The following is a 20,715-nucleotide window of genomic DNA, read 5'->3' as shown; positions in this document are numbered from 1 at the left end:
TCCGAGCCGAAACCTTTCTCCCCGCAGATCTCCTACAGAAGACGAAAGCCAGAATGAAGATCACCCATGTCGAAGTGCACCGGATCGATGTTCCGGCAGCCAGTCCGCCCTTCCACTGGCGCGACGGGCTGAGCGGAAGCGCTCCGGCGGGCGACGGCGCGGTCCTGCGCATCGGGACGGACGAGGGTGCCGAGGGCGTCGCGGTGTTCGCCCGCCCCGGCGCCCACTCCACCCTGCGGGACCTGGTGGACCGGGTCTTCCGCGCGGAACTGCTCGGAGCCGACCCGTTCCAGCGGGAGTGGCTGTGGCACCGGGTGTGGGAGCTGGACCGTATCCACGAACTCCCGCTCCCCACCCTGGGGTTGATCGACATCGCCCTGTGGGACCTGGCCGGCCGCTACCACGGCGAACCGGTCTGGCGCCTGCTCGGCGGTTTCCGGGACGCCATCCCGGCCTACGCCTCCACCTCGACGTTCTCCAGCATCGCGGAGTTCCTCGACGTGGCGGACCAGTGCCTGGCCCTGGGGTATCGCGGGATCAAACTGCACGCCTGGGGCGACGCCCGCCGTGACGCGGAACTGTGCCTGGCCCTGCGCGCGCACGTCGGTCCCGACGTCCCCCTGATGTACGACGGTTCGGCGGGCTTCGACCTGCCCGACGCGATCCGGCTGGGGCGCGCGCTCTCCGAGGCCGACTACCTCTGGTACGAGGAGCCGATCCGCGAGTTCAGCATCTCGGCCTACCAGCGGCTCGCCGAGACCGTCGACGTACCGCTGCTGGTGGCGGAGACCTCCGACGGGGCGCACATGAACGCGGCGGACTTCATCCGGGCCGGCGCCGCCACCTTCGGTGTCCGGACCGGCACCACCCTCCGGGGCGGTGTCACCGGCGCCATGCGCACCGCGCATCTCGCCGACGCCTACCGGCTGCGGGCCGAGGTGCACGGTTCGGACATTCCCAACCACCACCTGTGCATGGCCATCTCCAACACCACCTACTACGAGTCCCTGGTGACCTCGGTGGACGTCGTCCGAGAGCGCCATGTGGACGCCCAGGGCCTGGTGCACGCGCCCGTGGGGCCCGGCATAGCCCTTCCCCTCGATTTCGGCTACGGCGACGAGCTCCTGCCGTTCGTCGAGCAACCGCGCTGAACGACGCAAGAACAGAAAGGCAAGGCAAGACGATGGAGTCTTCCCGCTCTCCGAGATCCGGCCGGCGGCACTCGCTGCTCCGCACGGCGGCCGTCACGCTGTCCCTGGCCACCGCGGCCGCCCTGGCCGGCTGCGCCAGCGCCGACACCACCACCCAGTCCTCCTCCGCCTCACCGACGTTCAAGTCGGCCGCGCAGAAGGCCGGTTCACAGATCACGGTCTGGGCCGACTCGACCCGGCTGCCGTCGGTGCAGGCGTACCAGAAGGCGCACCCGGACGTGAAGATGAAGATCGTCACGTACGACGGCGGGGCCGACGGCTCGACGTACCTCCAGTCCAAGGTGCAGCTGTTCGACCGCACCGGCAGCGGCTGGCCCGACGTGGTGTTCGGCAATCCGACCGACGTGACCTGGGCGTCGGCGGCCACCAAGCCCGGCGCGCAGCCGTTCGCCGCGCCCCTGGACGACAAGCTCGTCCCGCAGAGCACCCTCGACGGCTTCGCCAAGGGCTCTCTGACGCCCTGTCAGTTCAACGGCCACACCTACTGCATGCGCAACGACATCGCGCAGGTCGTCCTCTGGTACAACAAGTCCCTCATGGACAAGTGGGGTTACCAGGTCCCCACCACATGGCAGGAGTACGAGGCCCTCGGCACGAAGGTCGCCAAGGAGCACCCCGGCTACCTCGTCGGCTCGGTCGGCGACACCAACTCCCATGAGTCGTACTTCTGGTCGGGCCAGTGCCCCGCGTTCAGCCTGACGAAGCCGGACACCCTGCGCACCGATCTCCAGGACCCGAAGTGCACCCGGATGGCGACCCTGCTGGACAAGCTGATCAGCACCAAGGCCGTCGCCACGCAGGGCTTCTTCAGCCAGGGCTTCGCCAAGGACAGCGGCTCCAAAGTCCTTATGGCGTACGGCCCTTCGTGGTACGGCCAGTATCTCTTCAAGGCCGGCTTCAAGACTCCGGCCAAGCAGATGGCGGCGGCGCCCCCGCTGACCTGGCAGGGCGAGAGCACGGCCGCCACGGGCAACGTGGGCGGCGGTGTGTGGATGGTGTCCTCGCACAGCGCCAACCTCAAGGCGTCCACGGACCTGGTCACCTGGCTGACCACCTCCGACGCGAACCAGGCCACCGCGCCCACGTATCCGGCCTACACGCAGGCGGCGAAGGCGTGGCTGGCCAACCCGGCCAACAAGGACTACTTCGCCAATGACGTGAGCGGGCCGTTCGAGCAGGCCGCGAACGAGGTGTGGACGGGCTGGTCGAACACCCGGTTCTCGGACTCCACCGCCTGGTCCAGCGTCGTCCTCCCGGCGCTGACCGCCGGAAAGAGCCTGACCGAGACGCTCCCGGCCTGGCAGAAGGAGATAGCCGGCGAGGCGAAGACCCAGGGCTACAAGGTGGTCGATCAGTGACCTTGCTGGAGACCGAGCGCGTCGCCGTCTCCCCCGTGCGCCGCCGCACCACGCGGCGGCGGCGCACGGGCCACGGTCGCGCGGGCTACTTCTTCGTCGCGGGCTACGCGCTGCTGCTGCTCGCGTTCGGCGTCTTTCCCACCGGCTACTCGTTCTACCTCGCGCTCACCAACGACCGGGGCCAGTTCACCGGCCTCAACCAGTTCGTGAAGGTCGTCCAGGACTACCGCTTCGCCCCGGCCTTCACCCACATGCTGATCTACCTGGTCCTGTGGCTGGTGACGCTCGTCGTCCTGGTCGTGCTGACCGCCGTGATCCTGCGCAGCCGCGTGCGCCCGGGCACCTCGGCGCTCTTCCGCTTCCTCTACTACATCCCCGGCGCCCTCGCCGGAGTGGCGAGCGTGCTGGTCTGGCTGTTCATGCTGGACCCCGATGTCAGCCCGGTGTCACGGCTGTTGACCGCCCTGGGGTTCAGGACGTTCGCCGCCGTCCTGGCACCCGGCAACCTGCCGCTGATCCTCATGCTGATCGCCTTCTGGACCGGTGCAGGAGGCTGGATGGTCGTGATGTACGGGGCGTTGAACAACATCCCCGACGAGGTCCTGGAAGCGGCCCGCATGGACGGTGCGGGCCCGTGGCGCACCGCCTGGCACATCCAGATCCCGATGATCCGACAGTGGATCGTGTACATGGCGATCATGGCCTTCGCGACGGGCACCCAGCTGTTCGTCGAACCCCAACTCCTCCAGACCGCCAGCCTCGGCCGGGTGAGCCCCACCTGGTCCCCGAACCAACTGGCCTACGTCTACGCCTTCCAGCAGGGCGACTTCAACGGCGCCGCCGCGATCTCCGTCGTCCTCCTCGCCGTGGGTCTCGTCGCCGCCGGTCTCCTGGTCGCCCGCTCGAACCTGTTCACGTTGGACGAGAAATGACACAGACGACTCCCTTCCTGACGGCGGTGAGGCGACGCGCCCACCCGTCAAGGAGCCTCCCCTTCTTGGTAGTTGGCCTCCTCCTGGTCCTTCTTCTCGTCTTCTTCGTACTGCCGGTGATCTGGCTGCTGCTGGCCCCGTCGAAGACGGCAGGCGAAGTGGTGCGGGACAACCCGCTCTCCTTCGGCTCGTTCCATCAAATCGGCACGGCCTGGCGGCACTTGTTCGCCTTCCAGGACGGCGCCATGACGAGGTGGCTGCTCAACTCGGCCGTCTACTCCGGCGGTTCACTCGTCCTCACGCTGGCCGTCAGCGTTCCGGCCGGCTACGCGCTCGCCCTGACGAAGTTCCGGGGCCGCAAGACGCTCCTCGTGATCACCCTGGTCACCATGATCATGCCGCAGGCCACCTTGGTGCTGCCGATCTTCCTGGAGCTCAACCGCTTCCATCTCATCGGCACCGTCTGGTCGGTGATCCTCCCCTTCTCCTTCTATCCGTTCGGCGTGTACCTGGTCTACATCTACTTCGGGAGCAGCCTCCCCAGGGACCTGCTGTCCGCCGCGCGCATCGACGGCTGCACGGAGTGGCAGCTCTTCGCGCGCATCGCGCTCCCGCTCGCCAAACCGGTGGTCGGACTGGTCGCGTTCTTCAGCTTCGTGGGCAACTGGAACAACTTCTTCCTGCCCTACCTCGTCCTGCCGAACAGCGAGCAGTTCCCCGTCCAGGTGGGCCTGAACCAACTCCTCACCTCCACACCGTCGTTCAACCCCGTCGCCGGCGCCGGACTGAACATCACCATCCCCGAACTCGCCCTGGCCATCCTCATCGCCATCCTCCCCGTGCTGGTGCTCTTCGTCTTCTCGCAGCGCACCCTGGTGTCCGGGATGCTCGCCGGATCGAGCAAGGAATGAGCGGTGCCCCGCCCGCGAAAGGAAACCCCGTGTACCGGCTCGATCCGCGCTACGCCCCCGCCCCGCAGGCCACCCTCCACACGGGCTGGCAGGCAGCGGCCGCCCAACTCCCGGACGGCCCAGCAGTGTTGGCCCTCGACGGACCCCCGTCCGTCGACTGGCCCCTCCTCGCCGATCGCCTCGCACACGAGCTGACCGCACGCGGCATCGCCGTCACCCTGCTCGACATCCGGAACCACTACGCACCGCCGGCGCTCGTCAGAAGCCGTACCGAACGAGCTGCGGACGCCGACGACCCCTACTTCCGCAAACTCGCCGACAACTCCCTCGACGACCTCTTCGAGACCCTCCCGGTACCCGCACCACCACAGTCAGGACTGCTCCTCGTCCACGGTCCCGGCGCCGCCCTCGTGGACCACGACCTGCTTTGGTACGCCGATGTCCCCAAGCGCTACGCGGAGGCCGCCGTCGGCGCGGGCGAGGTGGGCGCCAACCTCGGACTGCCGGACGAGAAGCCCGACTTCAGACGGCTCTTCTACATCGACTGGCCGATGCTCGACCGCCACCGCGACGCACTCGCACCCCGCCTCGACGCCTGGCTCGACACGCAGCACCCCGAACACCCGGCATGGATCGACGGAGCGGGCCTGCGCGCCACGTACACCACCCTCTCCCACAAGCCCGTCCGCACCCGCCCGTACTTCAACTCGACGCCCTGGGGCGGCCATTGGGCCCAGCGCGAGCTCGGCTTCAACCCCGACTCCCGCAATACGGCGCTCGGTTACGAACTGATCGCACCCGAGGCCGGCATCCTCATCGGCACCGGACCGGAGGCTCAGGTCGAGGTGCCGTTCCAACTCCTGTGCGTGCTGGAGCCGTTGAGCGTGCTGGGGGCGCAGGCGCACGCCCGCTTCGGCACATCCTTCCCGATCCGCTTCGACTACCTGGACACCGTCGGCGGCGGCAGCCTCTCCGTGCACTGCCACCCCAAGGAGCCGTACATGCGCGAGCGTTTCGGCTGGGACTACACCCAGCACGAGACGTACTACCTCACCCTCGGCAGCCCCGGCACCAAGGTCTTCCTCGGCCTGCGCGAGGACGCCGACGTGGACGCCTTCCGCAAGGAGGTGGAGCGGGCGATCACCGACGGAGTCCCCATGGACCCCGAGGACCACGTCCTGTCCTTCCCCGCAGAACAGGGCCAGTTGTTCATGATCCCGGCGGGCACCCCGCACGCGAGCGGCGCGGGCAACCTCGTACTGGAGATCAGCGCCACCCCCTATCTGTACAGCCTGAGGTTCTACGACTGGCTGCGCCCCGGCGCCGACGGCAACCCGCGCCCCCTCCCCTACGAGCACGGGTTCGCCAACCTGGAGACCGGACGACGCGGGGAGGCCGTAGCCCGTGACCTGGTCCAGCAACCACGCACCCTGCGCGAGGGCGCCGGCTGGCGTGAGGAGGTCATCGGCGCGCTGCCCGAGATGTTCTACGAGGTCAGGAGGTTCGTGCTGGACGCCGGGGCCGAGGCGGAGGACGACACACAGGGCCGGTTCCACATCCTGAACGTGGTGGAGGGCGAAGGCGTCACCGTGCACACGGCGGCCGGAGACCGGCACGAACTGGCCTACGCGGAGACGCTGACCGTGCCGGCCGCGGTAGGCGCGTACACCCTGCGAGCGGCGGCCGGTGGCGGCCCGGTGCGTGTCGTGAAGGCGCTGGTCCGTTGATCCCTGTCCTGGAGATCGGCGGCACCCATGTCACCGCGGCGCTCGTCGACCCGCTGGACGGGCGGGTCACCAGCCGTACGCGCAGGCCGCTCGACGCGGACGGCGACGCCGGGTCCATCCTCGGCACCGTCCGCCGCTGCGCCGACGGACTGCCGGTGCCTCCTGGTGCGCGGTGGGGCGTGGCGGTGCCCGGGCCGTTCGACTACGCACGAGGGATCGCCCTCTTCCAGGGGGTGGGAAAGTTCGAGGCCCTGTACGGGATGGACGTGCGGGCGGCGCTCCTGCACGGACTGCGGCAGCGTCCCGGCGACGTCGTGTTCCTCAACGACGCCCACGCCTTTCTGACCGGCGAGTGGTCCACGGGTACCGTCCACGGACACCGCCGCGCCGTGGGCATCACGCTCGGCACCGGTGTCGGCTCGGCGTTCCTCGCCGACGGCCGCGTCCTCGACCACGGTCCCGGCGTACCGCCCGAGGGCCGGATGGACCTCACCGAGATCGCCGGCCGCCCACTGGAGGACACCGTCTCCCGCCGTGCGATCCTCGCCCGCTACGGCGACCCCGCCGCCGATGTCCACGACATCGCCGGACGAGCCAGAGCGGGGGAAGAGCGGGCCCGGCGGTCGCTGGACGACGTCTTCACCGCGCTGGGCGTCGAACTGGGCCCGCGCCTGGCGGAGTTCGGCGCGACAGCCCTGGTCGTCGGAGGCTCCATGGCCCGTTCCTGGGACCTCCTCGCCCCCGCGCTGTCCACCGGTCTCGCGACCGGGGGCTGGCCGCCGGACGACCCGCGTATGCGCGCGATGAAACACGCCGGCTCCGTGGGGGACGCCGCGCTGGTGGGCGCGGCCCGCGCGGCCGCGATCTCCGCCGGGTGCCCGGCCGTTCCCCGTGGGGCACGTCCGTGACGCGCGTCCAACGGTCGCCGTGTGGTGTCCGTGGAAGTCTCCAGCCCCCTCGCCGTATCGCCGCGAACTGCCGGATGCGGCTGGTCAGTTCGACGTGTCCAGCGACCAGAGCGGAGTGCTGCCGGTGACGCGGCAGGTGAGGAAGTACAGGGGAATCGGCGGCGTGTAGGGCTGCCCGGTCTCGGGGGAATGGATCAGGCGGGGATGTTCCAGGCCCGGTTTCGGGCGGGTGCTCGTCCAGGAGGGGTCGGCCACCTGGGCGCCGATCGCGTAGCTGATGGACGGCGGCCAGATGACGCCGATGTGCGAACCGGCCGGCACGATCCACCACCAGCGCAGCGCGTCGGCGAAGACGCAGCCGACACGCTGCAGATGGTCCAGGACGCGTTCCCCGTGTTCCCGGGGCATGCCCACGGCGTCGTATCCGAGGCTCGCGCGTAACCGCGCGGGGATCACCAGACGTCCGGACCGGATGCGGTCGTGCGTCGACGGCTCGGCGGGATTCGGGGACGGAGTGAAGCCGCCGGCCGACGGCTCGGAGGAGGACGGGATGGGGTCGCGGCTGCGCGATCGGTACATGGGGGGGACCCTTCGGCCGAGTGGGGGATGGGCCGGGCGGGGAGCCGGTGCCGGCCAGGCGGGCGTCAGGGCGGGGCGGGTTCGTCGGCGTCCGTGGCCAGTTCGGCCCAGACGATCCGCCCGGACCGGTGCGGGACGTCCGCCGTTCCCCAGTCGCTGCTGAGCTCTGTGACGAGCAGGAGACCGCGCCCGCCCTGGTCGTCGGGGCCGGGCCGACCGGGTACCGGGAGCGTGGGACCGCGATTCTGGTCCTCGACCTCGATCCGGAGGACTCCGTCCGTGATCCGCACCTCACAGACGATCCAGTCGCTCGCGGAGTGGGCGAGCGCGTTGGTGACGAGTTCGGAGGTCACGACGACAGCGTTGTCGCGGACGACTTCGCGGACGCCCCACGCGATGAGCAGTTCATCGACGGTTCTGCGGGCCAGGCCGACCGACGCCGGGGTCGCCGGCAGGCCGAACAGATGGCTGGGGCAAGAGAGTTGGTTCCCGGAGACGAGCCGGCCGGGGCCTTGCGGCCCAGGGAGTCGGCCAGGACGCCCGCCTCCGGGAGGTCGGTCCAACGGCTGGGGGAAAGAGGGCGGAACCATCGCCGTACGCCTTTCGTGTGCCTTCGCACCCTGGGCGGTGCCGGTGTCGCGCCGGCCGGCCGCGCACGAGGCGCGGATGGCGACCCGGCCGGGCCGACGCAGGTCGCAACCCTTTTCCCCCAACTGGGCTGCGCCGTCTCGCTCTTCGACGAGCTGTGACGACGTGCTTACTGTGACACCTGCCAACAACGCATCGCAACCGGCAAGTTGAAAATTGCACGTCGCGAAGTGCATGCTGCTTCCGCCAGGAAGTGATCGAAAGAGTCTGTGAAGAGCGAATCCCTGCCAGACTGCCGCCCGGAGCTGGAGGCGCAAGGGAGGTAGACCGTGACCGCGGAGACCGACTGGGGCGGAGTCCCCTCCGTCCTGCGCATGATCCTCGGCCGCCAGCTGGAGGAACTGCGGACCCGGGCGGGACTCACGTACGAGCAGGCGGGCGAGGCCATCGGTGTCAGCCACTCCACGATCCGCCGGATGGAGGCCGCCAAGGTGGCCCGGCTGCGCCTGGCGGACGCGGAAAAGCTGCTGCAGGTCTATGGGGTGACGGACCGTCAGGAGATCGACACCTTCCTGAAGTCTGTCCGCGAGGCCAGCAAGCGCGGCTGGTGGCACACGTACCGCGACGTCATGCCGGACTGGTTCGCCGCGTATCTGAGCCTGGAGCAGGCGGCGCTGCAGGTACGCGCCTACGAGAACGAGTTCGTCCACGGGCTGCTGCAGACCGAGGAGTACGCACGGGCCCTGCTGGGCGCGGGCAACCCGCACGCCCCCACCGAGGCCACGGAGCGCCGGGTCGCCCTCCGTATGCGCCGCCAGGAACTGCTGACCCGCGAGGCACCGCCGCGGGTGTGGGTCGTCATGGACGAGACGGTACTGAGGTGGCCGGTCGGGGGTGCCCCGGTGATGCGCGCCCAGGTCGACCACCTGATCGAGGTCAACCGGCTGCCCAACGTGACGTTGCAGATCATGCCGTTCGCCAACGGCCCGCACCCGGCCATGCGTGCCGGGGCGTTCCACCTCTTCCGGTTCCGGGCGGCCGAACTGCCCGACGTCGTCTATCTCAACGGCCTGGTGGGCGCTGTCTACCTGGACAAGGGCGACGACGTCGTGGTGTACCGCGAGGCCCTGGACCGGCTGGGTGCCCAGGCTGCGCCCGCCCGCAAGACCGAGGCCCTCCTCGGTGCGATTCGCAAGGAGCTCTGACGTGCACCACCCCATACGCAACGGCATACCGTCCCGGAACCTCGGCGCACGCGGCTGGACCAAGCCGTGGAGCGACGACGCCGGGGGCGCCTGCGTGGAAGTGAAGAAGCTCGCCGACGGAAGCGTCGCCGTACGCCAGTCGACCGACCCCGACGGCCCGGCGCTGGTTTTCACGCCCCGCGAGATGACGAGTTTCGTGGCGGGCGTGAAGGCGGGGGACGCCGACTTCCTCCTCTGAACTGCCCTTGTTTTACTGAGCGTTGATCCCGAAACTCCACGACTCGCATGGGAGACACGGCGTTGCCCGACAACGGATGGCCGGCCGACCGCATCGACACCGAGCACGCGCACTCCGCGCGGATCTACGACTACATCATGGGCGGGAAGGACTACTACCCCGCCGACAAGGAGGCGGGCGACGCCATGTCCCGGGAGTGGCCCGCGCTCCCGATCCACATGGTCGCCAACCGCGACTGGATGAACCGGGCCGTGCGCTGGCTCGCCGAGGAAGCGGGCGTACGCCAGTTCCTGGACGTCGGCACCGGCATCCCCACCTCCCCGAACCTGCACGAGATCGCCCAGCAGGTGGCTCCCGAGTCACGGGTGGTCTACGTCGACAACGACCCCATCGTCCTCACCCTCTCCCAGGGTCTGCTCTCCAGCACGGCCGAGGGCAGGACGTCGTACATCGAGGCCGACTTCCGGGACCCGTCCACGATCCTCGACGCGCCGGAGCTGCGCGAGACCCTGGACCTGTCCCGGCCGGTGGCGCTGACGGTGATCGCCATCGTGCACTTCATGCTCGACGCGGACGACGCGGTGGGCGTCGTACGGCGCCTGCTGGAGCCTCTCCCCTCGGGCAGTTACCTCGCGATGTCGATCGGCACCGCCGAGTTCGCGCCGCAGGAGGTGGGCCGCGTCGCCCGCGAGTACGCGGCCCGCGACATGCCGATGCGGCTGCGCACCATCGACGAGGCCCACGAGTTCTTCGAGGGTCTTGAGCTGGTCGAACCCGGCATCGTCCAGGTCCACAAGTGGCACCCGGACGGCACGGGCGAGCAGAACATCCGCGACGAGGACATCGCGATGTACGGGGCGGTCGCGCGCAAGCCGTGACCCCAGCCGGTCCCCGGAAATGATCGAGGGGCGGTTCCGGATCTCTCCGGAACCGCCCCTCATCCACGACTCTGTCGAGTCGGGACGACAGGATTTGAACCTGCGACCCCTTGACCCCCAGTCAAGTGCGCTACCAAGCTGCGCCACGTCCCGCTCGCGCCACACCCGTCAGTCCGGATGAACGCGCAGGTAAACCCTACCGCATACGGCGGGTCACTTCGGCGGCGTCGGGGTGTCGTGGGTCCGGTACATCGCCTGGATGTCCAACTCCAGCTGGACGGTGGGTCCCACGACGGCGATGCCCCGGGCCAGCATGCTTCGCCAGTTCAACGTGTAGTCCTCGCGATGCAATTCGGCCGTGGCCAGGGCCGCGCAGCGGAGTTCCTCGGCGTAGCCGCCGTTGACCGTGCCCAGATACGTGGTGTCCAGGTTCACCGAGCGGCTCACGCCGTGCATCGTCAGCGAGCCCTGGAGCGTCCACTTGCTGCCGCCCCGGTAGGCGAACCGGGTGCTGGCGAAGTCGATGTACGGGTAGCGCTCCACGTCGAGGAAGTCGCCGGAGCGCAGGTGGTTGTCGCGCGTGGTGTTGCCGGTGGTGATGCTGGACGCGTCGATACGGACGTGGACCCGGGAGTCGGTCATCTCCTGGGCGACCTGGATACCGCCCTGGAACCGCTCGAACCGGCCGTGCACATGGGCCATGCCGACATGCTTGGCGATGAACCGGATCGCGGTGTGCGGCGGGTCGAAGAGCCAGGTGCCGGGCGGCGGGAGTTCCTGTGCGCGGCCGGGCTGGAGCCACACCCGTTCCGTGGGCTCGGCGAGCCCGGCGACGATCTCGACCGTCTCCTGGTGCGGCTGGAGCCCCTGGGCGGAGACGAGGAGGCTGTAGCGGCCGGGCGGCAGCGCCGCGAGGAAGAAGCCGTACGGGTCGGTCGTACCGGAGGCCGTGACACGGTGCGAGTCGAGAGCCGTCACCGTCACGTCGGCGGAGGCCATGGGCACGCCCATCGGGTCGACGATCTCCCGGCCGAGGCCGCCCGCGCCGGGCGGGAGGGGGAGCGAGAGGCCCGCCGCCGTGGCGGAGGCGCCTTGGGGCAGCCAGCGCCGGAGCAGTGCGAGGGCCATGGTGATCACCTTTCTTCACAGCAGTCGTACGCTGCCGATCATGAAGGCTTCGGCGCCGCCGCGGGTGTCTCAAATCGAGACACCCGCTCCGCCGCCTCCCGACTCCTCGTAGCGGGCGACGATCGGCTCCAGGTAGTCCGCGTGCGGGCCGACCAGGAGCGGGAGTTGGGCCGTCGAGTGGATCAGGGCGACGCGGTCCAGTTCCGGCTCGCGCCCCTGCGCCTTCTCCGCCGCCGCCATGGCCTCGTACCGCTCACGCAGCCGCGCCGCCGGGAGCGACGGCGCGCGGAACAGGACGCCGATACTGCCGTTGCCGGCGCGGGTGACGTTCCAGAAGGCGAGATCGTCGGGCCGGGTGTCGATGCCGGTCTCCTCGACCAACTCCCGTGCGGCATGCCGGTTCAGGGCCCTCATGTCGAGCGGCTCGTCGCCTTCGGGGGGTTCGAGCGAGCCGCCCGGCAACTGCCAACGCCCGGGTGCTGCCGTCGAGTTCGACATGCGGCCGACCAACAGACGCCCGTCGTCCGCCGGTTGGAGGACGGCGACGAAGAAGGACGGGAGCCACGAGGTGCAGCCGGGGACGCGGCGGAGGGCGAAGTGCCGGAACGTCGTCCTGACCCAGGAGACGGTCAGGTCGTCCGGTCCCTCCCGTTCCGCGCCCGCGCACACCAGGACCGGCCCGTCGAAGAAACTCGGGTTGACCCGCACCAAGTCGTCCCACACCCGGTCCATGGCCAGCCGCTCCTCGGGCGTGAGCCGAGGAGCGGCGGTCTCGACGAGCCGGAGCCGACGCACATCCAGGAGTTCCCCGCCAAAACCCCGCGCGTTCTGTTCGATCATCACGTCATGCTGGCATACGGGACAGGTCAGTTGAGGGCTCCGGGAGCCATCACCGACGCCTCCTCCTCCGCCTTCAGGAGCGCCGACTCGGAGCCCCCGACCGTCTTTCCTCCGCTACGGCCGGACCGTCGCGGCACCAGGAGCGCGGCCAGCGCGGCGCCGAGGAGCAGCACCGCCAGCAGCGTGAACCCGTGGGTGTACCCGGAGTCGTAGGGCAGGCCCGAGGGCTGGAGGCGGCCGGTGACCAGGACGCTGGTCACCGCGGCGCCGATGGAGCCGCCGATGGTGCGGATGTTGGCGTTCATGCCGGTGGCGGCGCCGGTCTGCTCGGGCGGGACGCTGCCGACGATGAGGTTGGCCATGGAGGCGAAGGCGAGTCCGATGCCGAGGCCGAAGATGCCTGCCACCAGGGCGATCTGCCACTGCTGGTCGTGCCAGAGGGCGAGGATCGTGCAGGCGACCGCGCCGAGCGCGGCACCGGTGGTGAGCAGGGCCTTGGCGCCGACGATCGGTTCCAGGCGGCCGCTGAGCACGCCCGAGACGAACATCGCGATCAGCATCGGGAGCATGAGGAGTCCGGACGCGGTCACGCTGGCGCCGAAGCCGTAACCCGCGGACGACGGGGTCTGGACGAAGCCGGGCAGGAAGGACCAGATCGCGTACATGCCGGCGCCGAACAGCAGCGCGGCGGTGTTGGTGGTCCACACGGACGGCAGGCGCATCACCTTGAGGTCGATGAGCGGGCTGCTGGAGCGGGCCTCGGACAACAGCCAGGCCGCGAAGAGGACGACGGCCGCGGCGAACAGGCCGACGACCCGCACGGAGCCCCAGCCCCAGATGCCTGCCTGGCTCAGCGGCAGCAGCAGGGCGACCAGCCAGCTGGAGAGGAGCACGGCGCCGAGCCAATTGACGTGCCCCTGGGCGCGGTTGGGCGACTCGGGGACGTAGCGCACGGCGATGAGGGTGGTGACGGCGACTATGCCGACGGGGAACCAGAACAGCCAGCGGTAGTCGAGCGCGGTCACGATGGGCCCTGCGGCCACCATGCCGACGCCACCGCCCGCGGCGATCACGGCGGACAGGTTGCTGATGCTGCCCGGGACTCGGGACGCGTCGAACTCGTCGCGGATGATGCCGAAGGACAGCGGGAACAGCGCGCCGCCGACGCCCTGGACGACCCGGGCGATGATCAGCACGCCGATGTTGGGCGCGAGCGCGGCGACCAGACAGCCCGCGAGGACGGCCAGGAGGACGGCGACGAGGGTGCGCTTCTTGCCGACCAGGTCGCCGACGCGGCCGAGTATCGGGGTGAAGACCGAGGCGGACAGCAGGTAGGCCGTCATCACCCAGGTCGCGGTGGACTGGGAGGTGTGGAGCGCGTGCTGGACGGTCGGCAGGGCCGGCGCGATCAGCGACTGCAGCATGGAGAACACGCCCGCACCGGTCGCGAGGACCGCGAAGGTGAGGCGGGAGGACTTGCGGGGCATCGAGAGCCTCTCCGGAACAAGCGAACGGGGGTGCGCCCGCGCATTGCTCAACGGCGGAACGCGCCCACACTGCTAAAGTGGAGGTACCCCTCCACCATAACGGAGGCACACCTCCGGTTCAACCGGGCCCCACCCAAGGGAGGCACCCGTGACGGCCCAGCCGTTCCCCGTCAGCGAGATCGTCGCGGCCCAGAGACCCCACCGCAAGGACGCCGCCCGCAACTACGACGCCCTGCTGACCGCCGCCCGCGAGGCCTTCGCGGAGCACGGCTCGGAGGCCTCGCTGGAGGACATCGCGCGCCGCGCGGGCGTCGGCATCGGCACGCTGTACCGCAATTTCCCGACCCGCCGGGCCCTCTTCGAGAGCGTCTACGCGGACGAGGTGAACGCGCTGTGCCAGGTCGCCCTGGCCGTCGCCGACCAGGAGCCGTGGGAGGCGCTGGCCTCGTGGCTGAACCGTTTCGCGGGCTACATGGTGACCAAGCAGGCGGTGCGCGAGGCGCTGGACAACGACTCGGAGATCTTCGGGACCTGCCGCGAGTCGATGTTCTCGGCGGGCGGTCCGCTGTTCGAGCGCGCGCAGAAGGCGGGCACGGCCCGCACGGACATGGATTTCGGTGATCTGCTGCGCCTGGTGGCCGGGGTCACCGGGACGAAGTTCGTGGACGACGCCCAGCGCGACCGCGTCCTGGCGATCGCACTGGACGGCGTCCGCACGAACCACTGACCCCACGAACCACTGACCGCGCGGACCGCTGACCGCGCAGACCACTCAACGGCCGTTTACGCGGGAGGAGTTCCCTCGTACGCCGCGCGCAGCAGCGCGAGCACCCCGTCCTCGGTGACCGGCCGGGGGTTGGCGTACGCCTGGCTCACCGCCTGCGCGGCAGCCGTCGCCAAGTCGCCCTCCCTCAGGCCGAGTTCGGCGAGCGAGCGCGGCGCGTCGAGCCGGCGCGCCAGGTCCCACAGGGCGCGCGGGGCATCCTCGGCGTCCAGCGCGCGGGCCACGGTGGCGGCGGCTTCCGGTGCGGCGGGCGCGTTGTACGCCAGCGCGTACGGCAGCACCACGGTGTGCGTCTCGGCGTGCGGCAGACCGAAGGTGCCGCCGAGGACGTGGCACAGCTTGTGGTGCAGGCCCATGGTCGTGGCGCCGAGGCAGGAGCCGCACAGCCACGCCCCGTACAAGGCACCGCCCCGGGCCGCCAACAACCTTGGTTCGGCGGCCAGTTGGGGCAGCGCGCTCGAAAGCGCCGCTACGCCCTCCTCCGCCATGAGGCCGATCAGGGGCGAGGTGTCCGGGGCGTACAGGGCCTCCACGGCGTGCGCGATCGCGTTGATGCCGCTGGTCACCGTGAGCGGGACGGGGAGTTCCAGGGTGAGTTCGGGGTCGTAGACGACGCTGCGGGGCAGGACGGCGGGGTCGCGGCCGGTGCGTTTGGCGCCGTTCTCGGTGAGGCCCCAGACCGGGGTCATCTCGGAACCGGCGTAGGTGGAGGGCACGGCGATCAGCGGGAGGCCGGTGCGCAGGGCGATCGCCTTGCCGAGGCCGACCGCCGAGCCGCCGCCGACCGCGACGCAGCCGTCGGCGCCCAGCGTGCGGGCCAACTCGACCGCGCGGTCGGCGACTTCGACCGGGACGTGCATCTTCGCCTCCGCGTGCACCCCGACGCACACCTCCCCCAGCGAGTCGGCGACCGCCCGCGCGGTCTCGGCGCCCCTGGCGCCCGAGAGCACCAACACCCGTCGCAGACCGAGCCGTTCGGCCTCACCGGCGGTCGCGGTCAGCGCGGCGCCGGGGCGGAAGACGACGCGCATGGGCTGGGCGTCGTAGGCGAAGTCCAGGAAGTTCTTCATGCTCGGTCCAGGACGAGGTCGAAGCGGGCGTGACGGAAGGGGTTCTCGATGCCGAACTCCCGTGCCAGGGACGGGTCGTCGGTCGGGGTGAAGTCCTCGACGAGGCTCTGTTTGACGGCGAAGACGGCGTCGGAGTCCAGGTAGTCGCTGCCCGCAACGAAGATGTGGGTGGTGACCGGGGTGTGGCCCTCGGCCGAGGCGATGAAGTGGATGTGGGCGGGGCGGTAGGGGTGACGGCCCGTCGCTTTGAGGAGTTCGCCGACCGGGCCGTCCGTGGGGATGGGGTACGGGCTCGGTACGCAGGTGCGGAACCAGAAGCGGCCCTCGGCGTCCGCGGTGAACAACCCCCGTCCGTTGCCCGGGGGTTGGACGTCCGGCTGCTGCACGTCGTAGAAGCCGTTGCCGTCGGCCTGCCACACGTCGAGGAGCGCGCCGGGGAGCGGGGTGCCGTCGCCGGAGACGATCCGGCCGCTGACCACGCAGGGCTCGCCGCCGCCCAACAGGTCGATGTTCGCGCCGAGTTCGCGGACCGGGGACTCGGTCATGTGGAAGGGGCCCAGCACCGTCGACTCGGTGGAACCGGCCGCGTGGTCGCCGTTGATGGTCTCCACCAGCATCGACAGGCCGAGCACGTCCGACAGGAGGATGAACTCCTGCCGGGTGTCCGTGCACATCTTCCCGGTCTCCGTCAGGAAGCCGATCGCCCGCTCCCACTCCGCCTGGGTCAGGCGGGTCTCCCGCGCGAACGCGTGGAGGTGCCGGATCAGACCGGTCAGCAGTTCACGCAGGCGGGGATCGGCCGTCCCCTCCAGACTGGCGACGGCCTCGTCCGTGACGGTGACGTCAGTGGTCATTGCGGCTCCCTACCCTGTGCGAACTGCCCCTGTGTGAACTGGCCCCATGTGAAATGTCAGCCGTGCCCGAGGATGCGTCGCAACGCGTCCGTGAGCAACTGTCCCGCGTTCTCGGCCGCGTCGGCGTGGCGGAAAGCGACATAGCCGTCGGGGCGGACGAGGAGCGCGCCACCGTCGGACACCTCGCTCAGGCGGGCCCAGTCGCCGTACGGGTCGTCGTACTCCTGGCCGGGGCCGATGACGACGGTGGCGATGTCCAGGGGGTGTGCCTCGGCCGCGCGCACCCAGGCCTCGCCGCCGATGCCGGTGACGAGGGTGAAGCGGCCCTTGCCCACCGTGTCGAGGGTCGAGACGGTGCGGGTGCCGGAGGTGATCCAGGCGTGCGGGAGTTTCGCGCCGGGGCGTGAGCTGGGCTGGTGGAACAGTTCGCGGTCGCGTTCGAAGCCGGGGTCGGGCGTGCCGTCGGGGACGACCGCGGTCGAACTCTCCGCGGAATAGCGCTGGTTGAGGTCGACGCCGTGCGCGTTGAACTCGTACACCTTGAAGGCGATCGCCTCGCGCAGCGCGGCCCGCTGCTTGGCGGCGGCCGCGGTGGCGTCCTTGCGTGCCTCGATGTTGGCCCACAACTGCTCGGGCGTCTGCGGGGAAAGACCGTCCAGCGCCTCGAAGATGGGGGCGGTCTCGCCGATGGACTTGTTGGCCCGGGTGACGATCTGCTTGCCGACGGGCGCGCGTTCGGCGTCGTAGGAGTCGAGGAGTTTCGGTGTGGCGGTGCCGTCGAGGACCAGCTTGAGCTTCCACGCCAGGTTGTAGGCGTCCTGGATCGACGTGTTGGAGCCGAGCCCGTTCGACGGCGGGTGGCGGTGTACGGCGTCACCGGCGCACAGGACACGGCCGTTGGCGTAGGTCTCGGCGTACATCTCGTTGACCGTCCACGCGGAGGACGACCTGATGGTCACCGGGATGTCGTCGTCACCGACCAACTGCCGTACGACGGACAGCGCGTACTCCTCGGTGAGGTCGGGGGCGCCGGCGCTCACGTCGTACCCCCACACGATCAGCCACTCGTTCCAGGGCTTGACGCAGCGCACCAGGCCCGCGCCGATGCCGCCGACGGTGGCGCCGGGGGCGAGCACCCAGTAGAGGGTGGAGGGCCGGTGCGCGGTGTATTTCGACAGGTCCGCGTCGAAGACGATGTTGATGCTGCCCGCGACGCCCATCTGGCCGCCCATCGGCAGCCCGGCGTCCTCGGCGACCTGCGAGCGGCCGCCGTCGGCGCCGATGAGGTACTTGGCGCGGATCTGGTACTCGTCGCCGCGCAGCCGGTCCTCGACCGTGACGGTGACGCCGTCCTCGTCCTGCTCGAAGGACTTGTAGACCGTGCTGAAGCGGACGTTGGAGCCGCGCGCGAGCGCCGCGTCGATGAGCACCGGCTCCATCAGGTGCTGCGGCATGTCGCACATGCGGGTCGGGCTGGCGAGGTCGTGGGCGGCCTGCACGAGCGGCTCGTTGCCCCAGGAACGGATCCGGCCCAGCTCCTCGCCGGCCAGGCTGGTGCAGAACGTGGTGTTGCCCATCAGGTGCTGCGGTGTCGCCTTGGCCAGCACCTCGTCCTCGACGCCGAGGTCGCGCAGGATCTCCATCGTGCGCTGGTTGGTGATGTGCGCGCGGGGCGTCCTGGTGAGGCGCGAGTAGCGCGTGACGACGATGTGCGGCACGCCGTAGGTGCTCAGCGCCAGCGCGGCACAGGCCCCGGCCGGGCCGCTGCCCACGATCAGTACGTCGGTCTCGACAACGTGCACGGCGGGACGCTCCAGGGGTGAGGCAGGGGTGCGACGGAGGTGGTGCGGGTTGAGACAGGGGGAGGCAGGTCGGGACAGGGTGAGGCAGGTTGAGGCAGAGGTGAGAAAGGCACCGACTCTTCACGATCATGGTGCGGGCCGGACCTGCGCGGGTGTCTCATTACGAGACAGTTACAGCCCCTCGGCGGCCGCCGCCACGGGCCCGATACGGTGAGAGGCGTCATGACCACCCTGGATCACTCCCCCGCCCTCGCCCCGCTCCGCCGGGCACGCGAGCGGTTCCTGAGCGGCCGCCCGCTGCCCGACGACGTCCCGGACGAGGTCCTCGCGGCCTGGCGCCGGGCCCGCTTCTTCGGTGTACGGCACGACCTCGATGGACCGGTCCACGAACCCGAACTGCCCGCCGATTCCGCCCTGTTGGAGGCGGCGCGACCCGCGCTGGACCGCATCGCGCCGGCGCTCGGGCACTCGGCGATGCTCCTCACCGACGAGCGGCTGCGGGTGCTGTGGACCACGGGCGAGGTGCCGGGTGACGACCGCTGCCGCGACCTGTCCGAGCGGGAGGTGGGCCACAACAGCGCGGCCCTCGCCCTGCGCACCCGCCGCCGGGCCGAGGTGCACGGCCCCGAGCACTTCCTCGACGTGTGGCAGGACGTGTCCGCCGTCAGCGTGCCGCTGCTCGCCCCGGATTCCGGGCAGGTACTGGGCACGGTGACCGTGGCGTCGGCCCTGTGCGCGGGTTGCGGCCCGCACCCGGGCGCCGCCCTCGCCGAGGCGACGGCCACGGCGGTCGAAGCGGAACTACTCGCCCGCTCCCGCACCGCCGAACGGGTGCTCCTCGACGCCTACACCCGGGCAACCACCCACGGCCCGGCCCGCGCGATCGTCGCCCTCGACGGCCGCAACCGCCTCATCAGCGAGGCCGCGGTCCGCCTCGCGACACCGCAGGTACTGGCCGCGCTGGAACGGTCCAGCACGAGCGAGCGCGCCTCGGGTGCACGGCCGGCCCAGGACTCGCGGATGCCTCAGGCCAGCGGGGGCGGTTCGGTGGTGGAACGGTCCAACGATGCCGGGGGCGGTCCTGCGGTGGAACGGTCCAACGATGCTGGGGGCGGTCCTGCGGTGGAACGGTCCAACGATGCCGAGGGTGGTCGGAGCCGGGAGCGGCAGGCCGACACTGGGTGCGGTTCTGCGCTGGAACGGTCCAACCCCGCCGGACGCCGTCCGGTCCCGGAGCAGTCCTACGGTGTGACGCTCCCCGCCGACGCCGGATGCACCGCCGAGATCACCCCCGTACGGCATGAGGGCCGCATCCTCGGGATCGTCGCCGTCCTGGAAGCGCGCGCCGCCGAAGTTCCGGTGCCGCGTCTCGTGCCGCGCCCGGCGCTGGCGCTCGCGGGTGGTTCGGTGCCGTGGCGGCACGCGGTCGCGCGGGCGGTGGAGCTGGCCCGGGTGCACGAGCCGCTCCTGCTGACCGGAGAGCGCGGGAGCGGCAAGACCGCGCTGGCCCGTGAACTGCTCGGCGGGACCGTGCCGTTGGTCGCGGATGCCGCCGAGTCGCCCGAACTCGGCGTGAAGTACAGCGAGTTGGCCGACGGTCGCCCGCTGCTCCTGCGGCACGCCGAACGGCTCGCCCAGCCGGACGTCGCCGCGCTCAACTCATTGCTCGACGAACACCCCGACGTCTATCTGCTGGTCACCTACACGCCCGGAACTCCCCCGGGCCCGTGCTTCCAGCGCCTCCTGGACACCTTGGCGGCCCGGTCGGTGACCGTGCCCGCGTTGCGGGAACGCCCGGAGGACGTACGCGAGTTGCTGCCGGTCCTCGCGCCCCGCCCGGCTCCGGGACAGCCGCCGCTCACCTGGACCCTGGACGCGTTGCGCGCCCTGGAGGAGCATCCCTGGCCCGGCAACGTCACCGAACTCGCCCATGTCGTCAGGGCGTTGGCGGAACACCGGCGTGTCACCGGGCCCGTGCGGCGGGCCGAGCTGCCCGATCCCGTGCGGGAAGGCCCCGCGGCCCGGCGGCTCAGCCCCATGGAGCATGCCGAGCGCACCGCGATCCTCGCCGCGTTGCGTCGGCACGGCGGCAACAAGGCGCGGGCGGCTGCCGCGTTGGGGATCGGGCGGGCGACGCTGTACCGCAAGCTCCGCGGCTACCGGGACCTGCCGTAGGGCGTTTCGTGGGCGGGTACCGTCGCGCGAGCAGGCCCAA

Annotated in this window: 19 protein-coding genes and 1 tRNA gene; 11 read left to right on the top strand and 9 right to left on the bottom strand. The window is 70.6% G+C overall.

Annotated features, from left to right (window positions below; genetic code table 11):
- Window positions 1-53: 53 nt before the first annotated feature.
- Genes R2B38_RS37830 through R2B38_RS37805 form a run of 6 tightly spaced genes read left to right on the top strand, consistent with a single transcriptional unit; the run spans window position 54 to window position 7,047 of the window.
- Entirely contained in the window at window positions 54-1,151 is a 1,098-nt protein-coding gene (locus R2B38_RS37830; RefSeq protein ID WP_318020310.1) for an enolase C-terminal domain-like protein, read from the top strand.
- 32 nt (window positions 1,152-1,183) lie between these two features.
- Window positions 1,184-2,569, top strand: coding sequence for an extracellular solute-binding protein (locus R2B38_RS37825; RefSeq protein WP_318020309.1), 1,386 nt, complete (start codon window positions 1,184-1,186; stop codon window positions 2,567-2,569).
- Window positions 2,566-3,501: a sugar ABC transporter permease gene (locus R2B38_RS37820; RefSeq protein ID WP_318020308.1), complete on the top strand. Its 936-nt coding sequence runs from the start codon at window positions 2,566-2,568 to the stop codon at window positions 3,499-3,501. The genes R2B38_RS37825 and R2B38_RS37820 overlap by 4 nt, the downstream gene beginning before the upstream one ends.
- Complete coding sequence (locus R2B38_RS37815) at window positions 3,498-4,412, top strand: carbohydrate ABC transporter permease (protein WP_318020307.1); 915 nt, start codon at window positions 3,498-3,500, stop codon at window positions 4,410-4,412. The genes R2B38_RS37820 and R2B38_RS37815 overlap by 4 nt, the downstream gene beginning before the upstream one ends.
- 29 nt (window positions 4,413-4,441) lie before the next feature.
- Window positions 4,442-6,139 (top strand): class I mannose-6-phosphate isomerase, encoded by a 1,698-nt coding sequence (locus R2B38_RS37810; protein ID WP_318020306.1) that lies wholly within the window; start codon window positions 4,442-4,444, stop codon window positions 6,137-6,139.
- Window positions 6,136-7,047 (top strand): ROK family protein, encoded by a 912-nt coding sequence (locus tag R2B38_RS37805; RefSeq protein WP_318020305.1) that lies wholly within the window; start codon window positions 6,136-6,138, stop codon window positions 7,045-7,047. Before R2B38_RS37810 ends, R2B38_RS37805 begins: the two co-directional genes overlap by 4 nt.
- An 84-nt stretch (window positions 7,048-7,131) precedes the next feature.
- Here R2B38_RS37805 and R2B38_RS37800 read toward each other — a convergent pair whose 3' ends face one another.
- Window positions 7,132-7,626 carry a hypothetical protein gene (locus R2B38_RS37800; protein ID WP_318020304.1) on the bottom strand — a complete coding sequence of 165 codons (495 nt, stop codon included), beginning with the start codon at window positions 7,624-7,626 and terminating at the stop codon, window positions 7,132-7,134.
- 65 nt (window positions 7,627-7,691) lie between these two features.
- Entirely contained in the window at window positions 7,692-8,216 is a 525-nt protein-coding gene (locus R2B38_RS37795; RefSeq protein WP_318020303.1) for an ATP-binding protein, read from the bottom strand.
- A gap of 327 nt (window positions 8,217-8,543) precedes the next feature.
- Between R2B38_RS37795 and R2B38_RS37790 the strand changes: the two genes are divergently transcribed.
- The 3 genes from R2B38_RS37790 to R2B38_RS37780 all read left to right on the top strand — a co-directional run bounded on the left by R2B38_RS37790 (window position 8,544) and on the right by R2B38_RS37780 (window position 10,535).
- A complete protein-coding gene (locus tag R2B38_RS37790; protein ID WP_318020302.1) occupies window positions 8,544-9,419 on the top strand; it encodes a helix-turn-helix transcriptional regulator in 876 nt (291 codons plus the stop codon).
- Window position 9,420: 1 nt separating this feature from the next.
- Complete coding sequence (locus R2B38_RS37785) at window positions 9,421-9,657, top strand: DUF397 domain-containing protein (protein ID WP_318020301.1); 237 nt, start codon at window positions 9,421-9,423, stop codon at window positions 9,655-9,657.
- A gap of 62 nt (window positions 9,658-9,719) precedes the next feature.
- Window positions 9,720-10,535, top strand: a complete 816-nt coding sequence (locus R2B38_RS37780) for an SAM-dependent methyltransferase (RefSeq protein WP_318020300.1) — start codon at window positions 9,720-9,722, stop codon at window positions 10,533-10,535.
- A 79-nt stretch (window positions 10,536-10,614) separates the two neighbouring features.
- On the opposite strand, the gene R2B38_RS37775 is transcribed toward R2B38_RS37780, so the two are convergent.
- The 4 genes from R2B38_RS37775 to R2B38_RS37760 all read right to left on the bottom strand — a co-directional run bounded on the left by R2B38_RS37775 (window position 10,615) and on the right by R2B38_RS37760 (window position 13,990).
- Window positions 10,615-10,688, bottom strand: a tRNA-Pro gene (locus tag R2B38_RS37775).
- Between the two features lie 60 nt (window positions 10,689-10,748).
- Window positions 10,749-11,663: a YceI family protein gene (locus R2B38_RS37770; RefSeq protein ID WP_318020299.1), complete on the bottom strand. Its 915-nt coding sequence runs from the start codon at window positions 11,661-11,663 to the stop codon at window positions 10,749-10,751.
- Window positions 11,664-11,732: 69 nt separating this feature from the next.
- Window positions 11,733-12,503, bottom strand: coding sequence for an NUDIX domain-containing protein (locus R2B38_RS37765; RefSeq protein ID WP_318020298.1), 771 nt, complete (start codon window positions 12,501-12,503; stop codon window positions 11,733-11,735).
- Window positions 12,504-12,529: 26 nt separating this feature from the next.
- Entirely contained in the window at window positions 12,530-13,990 is a 1,461-nt protein-coding gene (locus R2B38_RS37760) for an MFS transporter (RefSeq protein ID WP_318020297.1), read from the bottom strand.
- 148 nt (window positions 13,991-14,138) lie between these two features.
- Between R2B38_RS37760 and R2B38_RS37755 the strand changes: the two genes are divergently transcribed.
- A complete protein-coding gene (locus tag R2B38_RS37755) occupies window positions 14,139-14,717 on the top strand; it encodes a helix-turn-helix domain-containing protein (RefSeq protein ID WP_318020296.1) in 579 nt (192 codons plus the stop codon).
- A gap of 56 nt (window positions 14,718-14,773) precedes the next feature.
- On the opposite strand, the gene R2B38_RS37750 is transcribed toward R2B38_RS37755, so the two are convergent.
- Genes R2B38_RS37750 through R2B38_RS37740 form a run of 3 tightly spaced genes read right to left on the bottom strand, consistent with a single transcriptional unit; the run spans window position 14,774 to window position 18,500 of the window.
- Complete coding sequence (locus R2B38_RS37750; RefSeq protein WP_318020295.1) at window positions 14,774-15,844, bottom strand: maleylacetate reductase; 1,071 nt, start codon at window positions 15,842-15,844, stop codon at window positions 14,774-14,776.
- Window positions 15,841-16,698, bottom strand: a complete 858-nt coding sequence (locus tag R2B38_RS37745; RefSeq protein WP_318020294.1) for an intradiol ring-cleavage dioxygenase — start codon at window positions 16,696-16,698, stop codon at window positions 15,841-15,843. The genes R2B38_RS37750 and R2B38_RS37745 overlap by 4 nt, the downstream gene beginning before the upstream one ends.
- Window positions 16,699-16,754: 56 nt before the next feature.
- Window positions 16,755-18,500, bottom strand: coding sequence for an FAD-dependent monooxygenase (locus R2B38_RS37740; RefSeq protein WP_318020293.1), 1,746 nt, complete (start codon window positions 18,498-18,500; stop codon window positions 16,755-16,757).
- A gap of 222 nt (window positions 18,501-18,722) precedes the next feature.
- Here R2B38_RS37740 and R2B38_RS37735 point away from each other — a divergent pair, with 222 nt between their 5' ends.
- Window positions 18,723-20,675 (top strand): helix-turn-helix domain-containing protein, encoded by a 1,953-nt coding sequence (locus R2B38_RS37735; protein ID WP_318020292.1) that lies wholly within the window; start codon window positions 18,723-18,725, stop codon window positions 20,673-20,675.
- Window positions 20,676-20,715: the final 40 nt, after the last annotated feature.

The sequence above is a fragment of the Streptomyces sp. N50 genome (assembly GCF_033335955.1).
Taxonomy (GTDB): domain Bacteria; phylum Actinomycetota; class Actinomycetes; order Streptomycetales; family Streptomycetaceae; genus Streptomyces.
The sequence above is the reverse complement of the archived record's forward strand: the minus strand, read 5'-3'. Positions and strand labels throughout refer to the sequence as shown.

Coding starts and splice junctions, on each gene's coding strand:
- R2B38_RS37745 (WP_318020294.1), bottom strand. CDS start 16,698: ATGACCACTGACGTCACCGTCACGGACGAGGCCGTCGCCAGTCTGGAG.
- R2B38_RS37750 (WP_318020295.1), bottom strand. CDS start 15,844: ATGAAGAACTTCCTGGACTTCGCCTACGACGCCCAGCCCATGCGCGTC.
- R2B38_RS37800 (WP_318020304.1), bottom strand. CDS start 7,626: ATGTACCGATCGCGCAGCCGCGACCCCATCCCGTCCTCCTCCGAGCCG.
- R2B38_RS37765 (WP_318020298.1), bottom strand. CDS start 12,503: ATGATCGAACAGAACGCGCGGGGTTTTGGCGGGGAACTCCTGGATGTG.
- R2B38_RS37795 (WP_318020303.1), bottom strand. CDS start 8,216: ATGGTTCCGCCCTCTTTCCCCCAGCCGTTGGACCGACCTCCCGGAGGC.
- R2B38_RS37825 (WP_318020309.1), top strand. CDS start 1,184: ATGGAGTCTTCCCGCTCTCCGAGATCCGGCCGGCGGCACTCGCTGCTC.
- R2B38_RS37815 (WP_318020307.1), top strand. CDS start 3,498: ATGACACAGACGACTCCCTTCCTGACGGCGGTGAGGCGACGCGCCCAC.
- R2B38_RS37830 (WP_318020310.1), top strand. CDS start 54: ATGAAGATCACCCATGTCGAAGTGCACCGGATCGATGTTCCGGCAGCC.
- R2B38_RS37735 (WP_318020292.1), top strand. CDS start 18,723: ATGACCACCCTGGATCACTCCCCCGCCCTCGCCCCGCTCCGCCGGGCA.
- R2B38_RS37770 (WP_318020299.1), bottom strand. CDS start 11,663: ATGGCCCTCGCACTGCTCCGGCGCTGGCTGCCCCAAGGCGCCTCCGCC.
- R2B38_RS37760 (WP_318020297.1), bottom strand. CDS start 13,990: ATGCCCCGCAAGTCCTCCCGCCTCACCTTCGCGGTCCTCGCGACCGGT.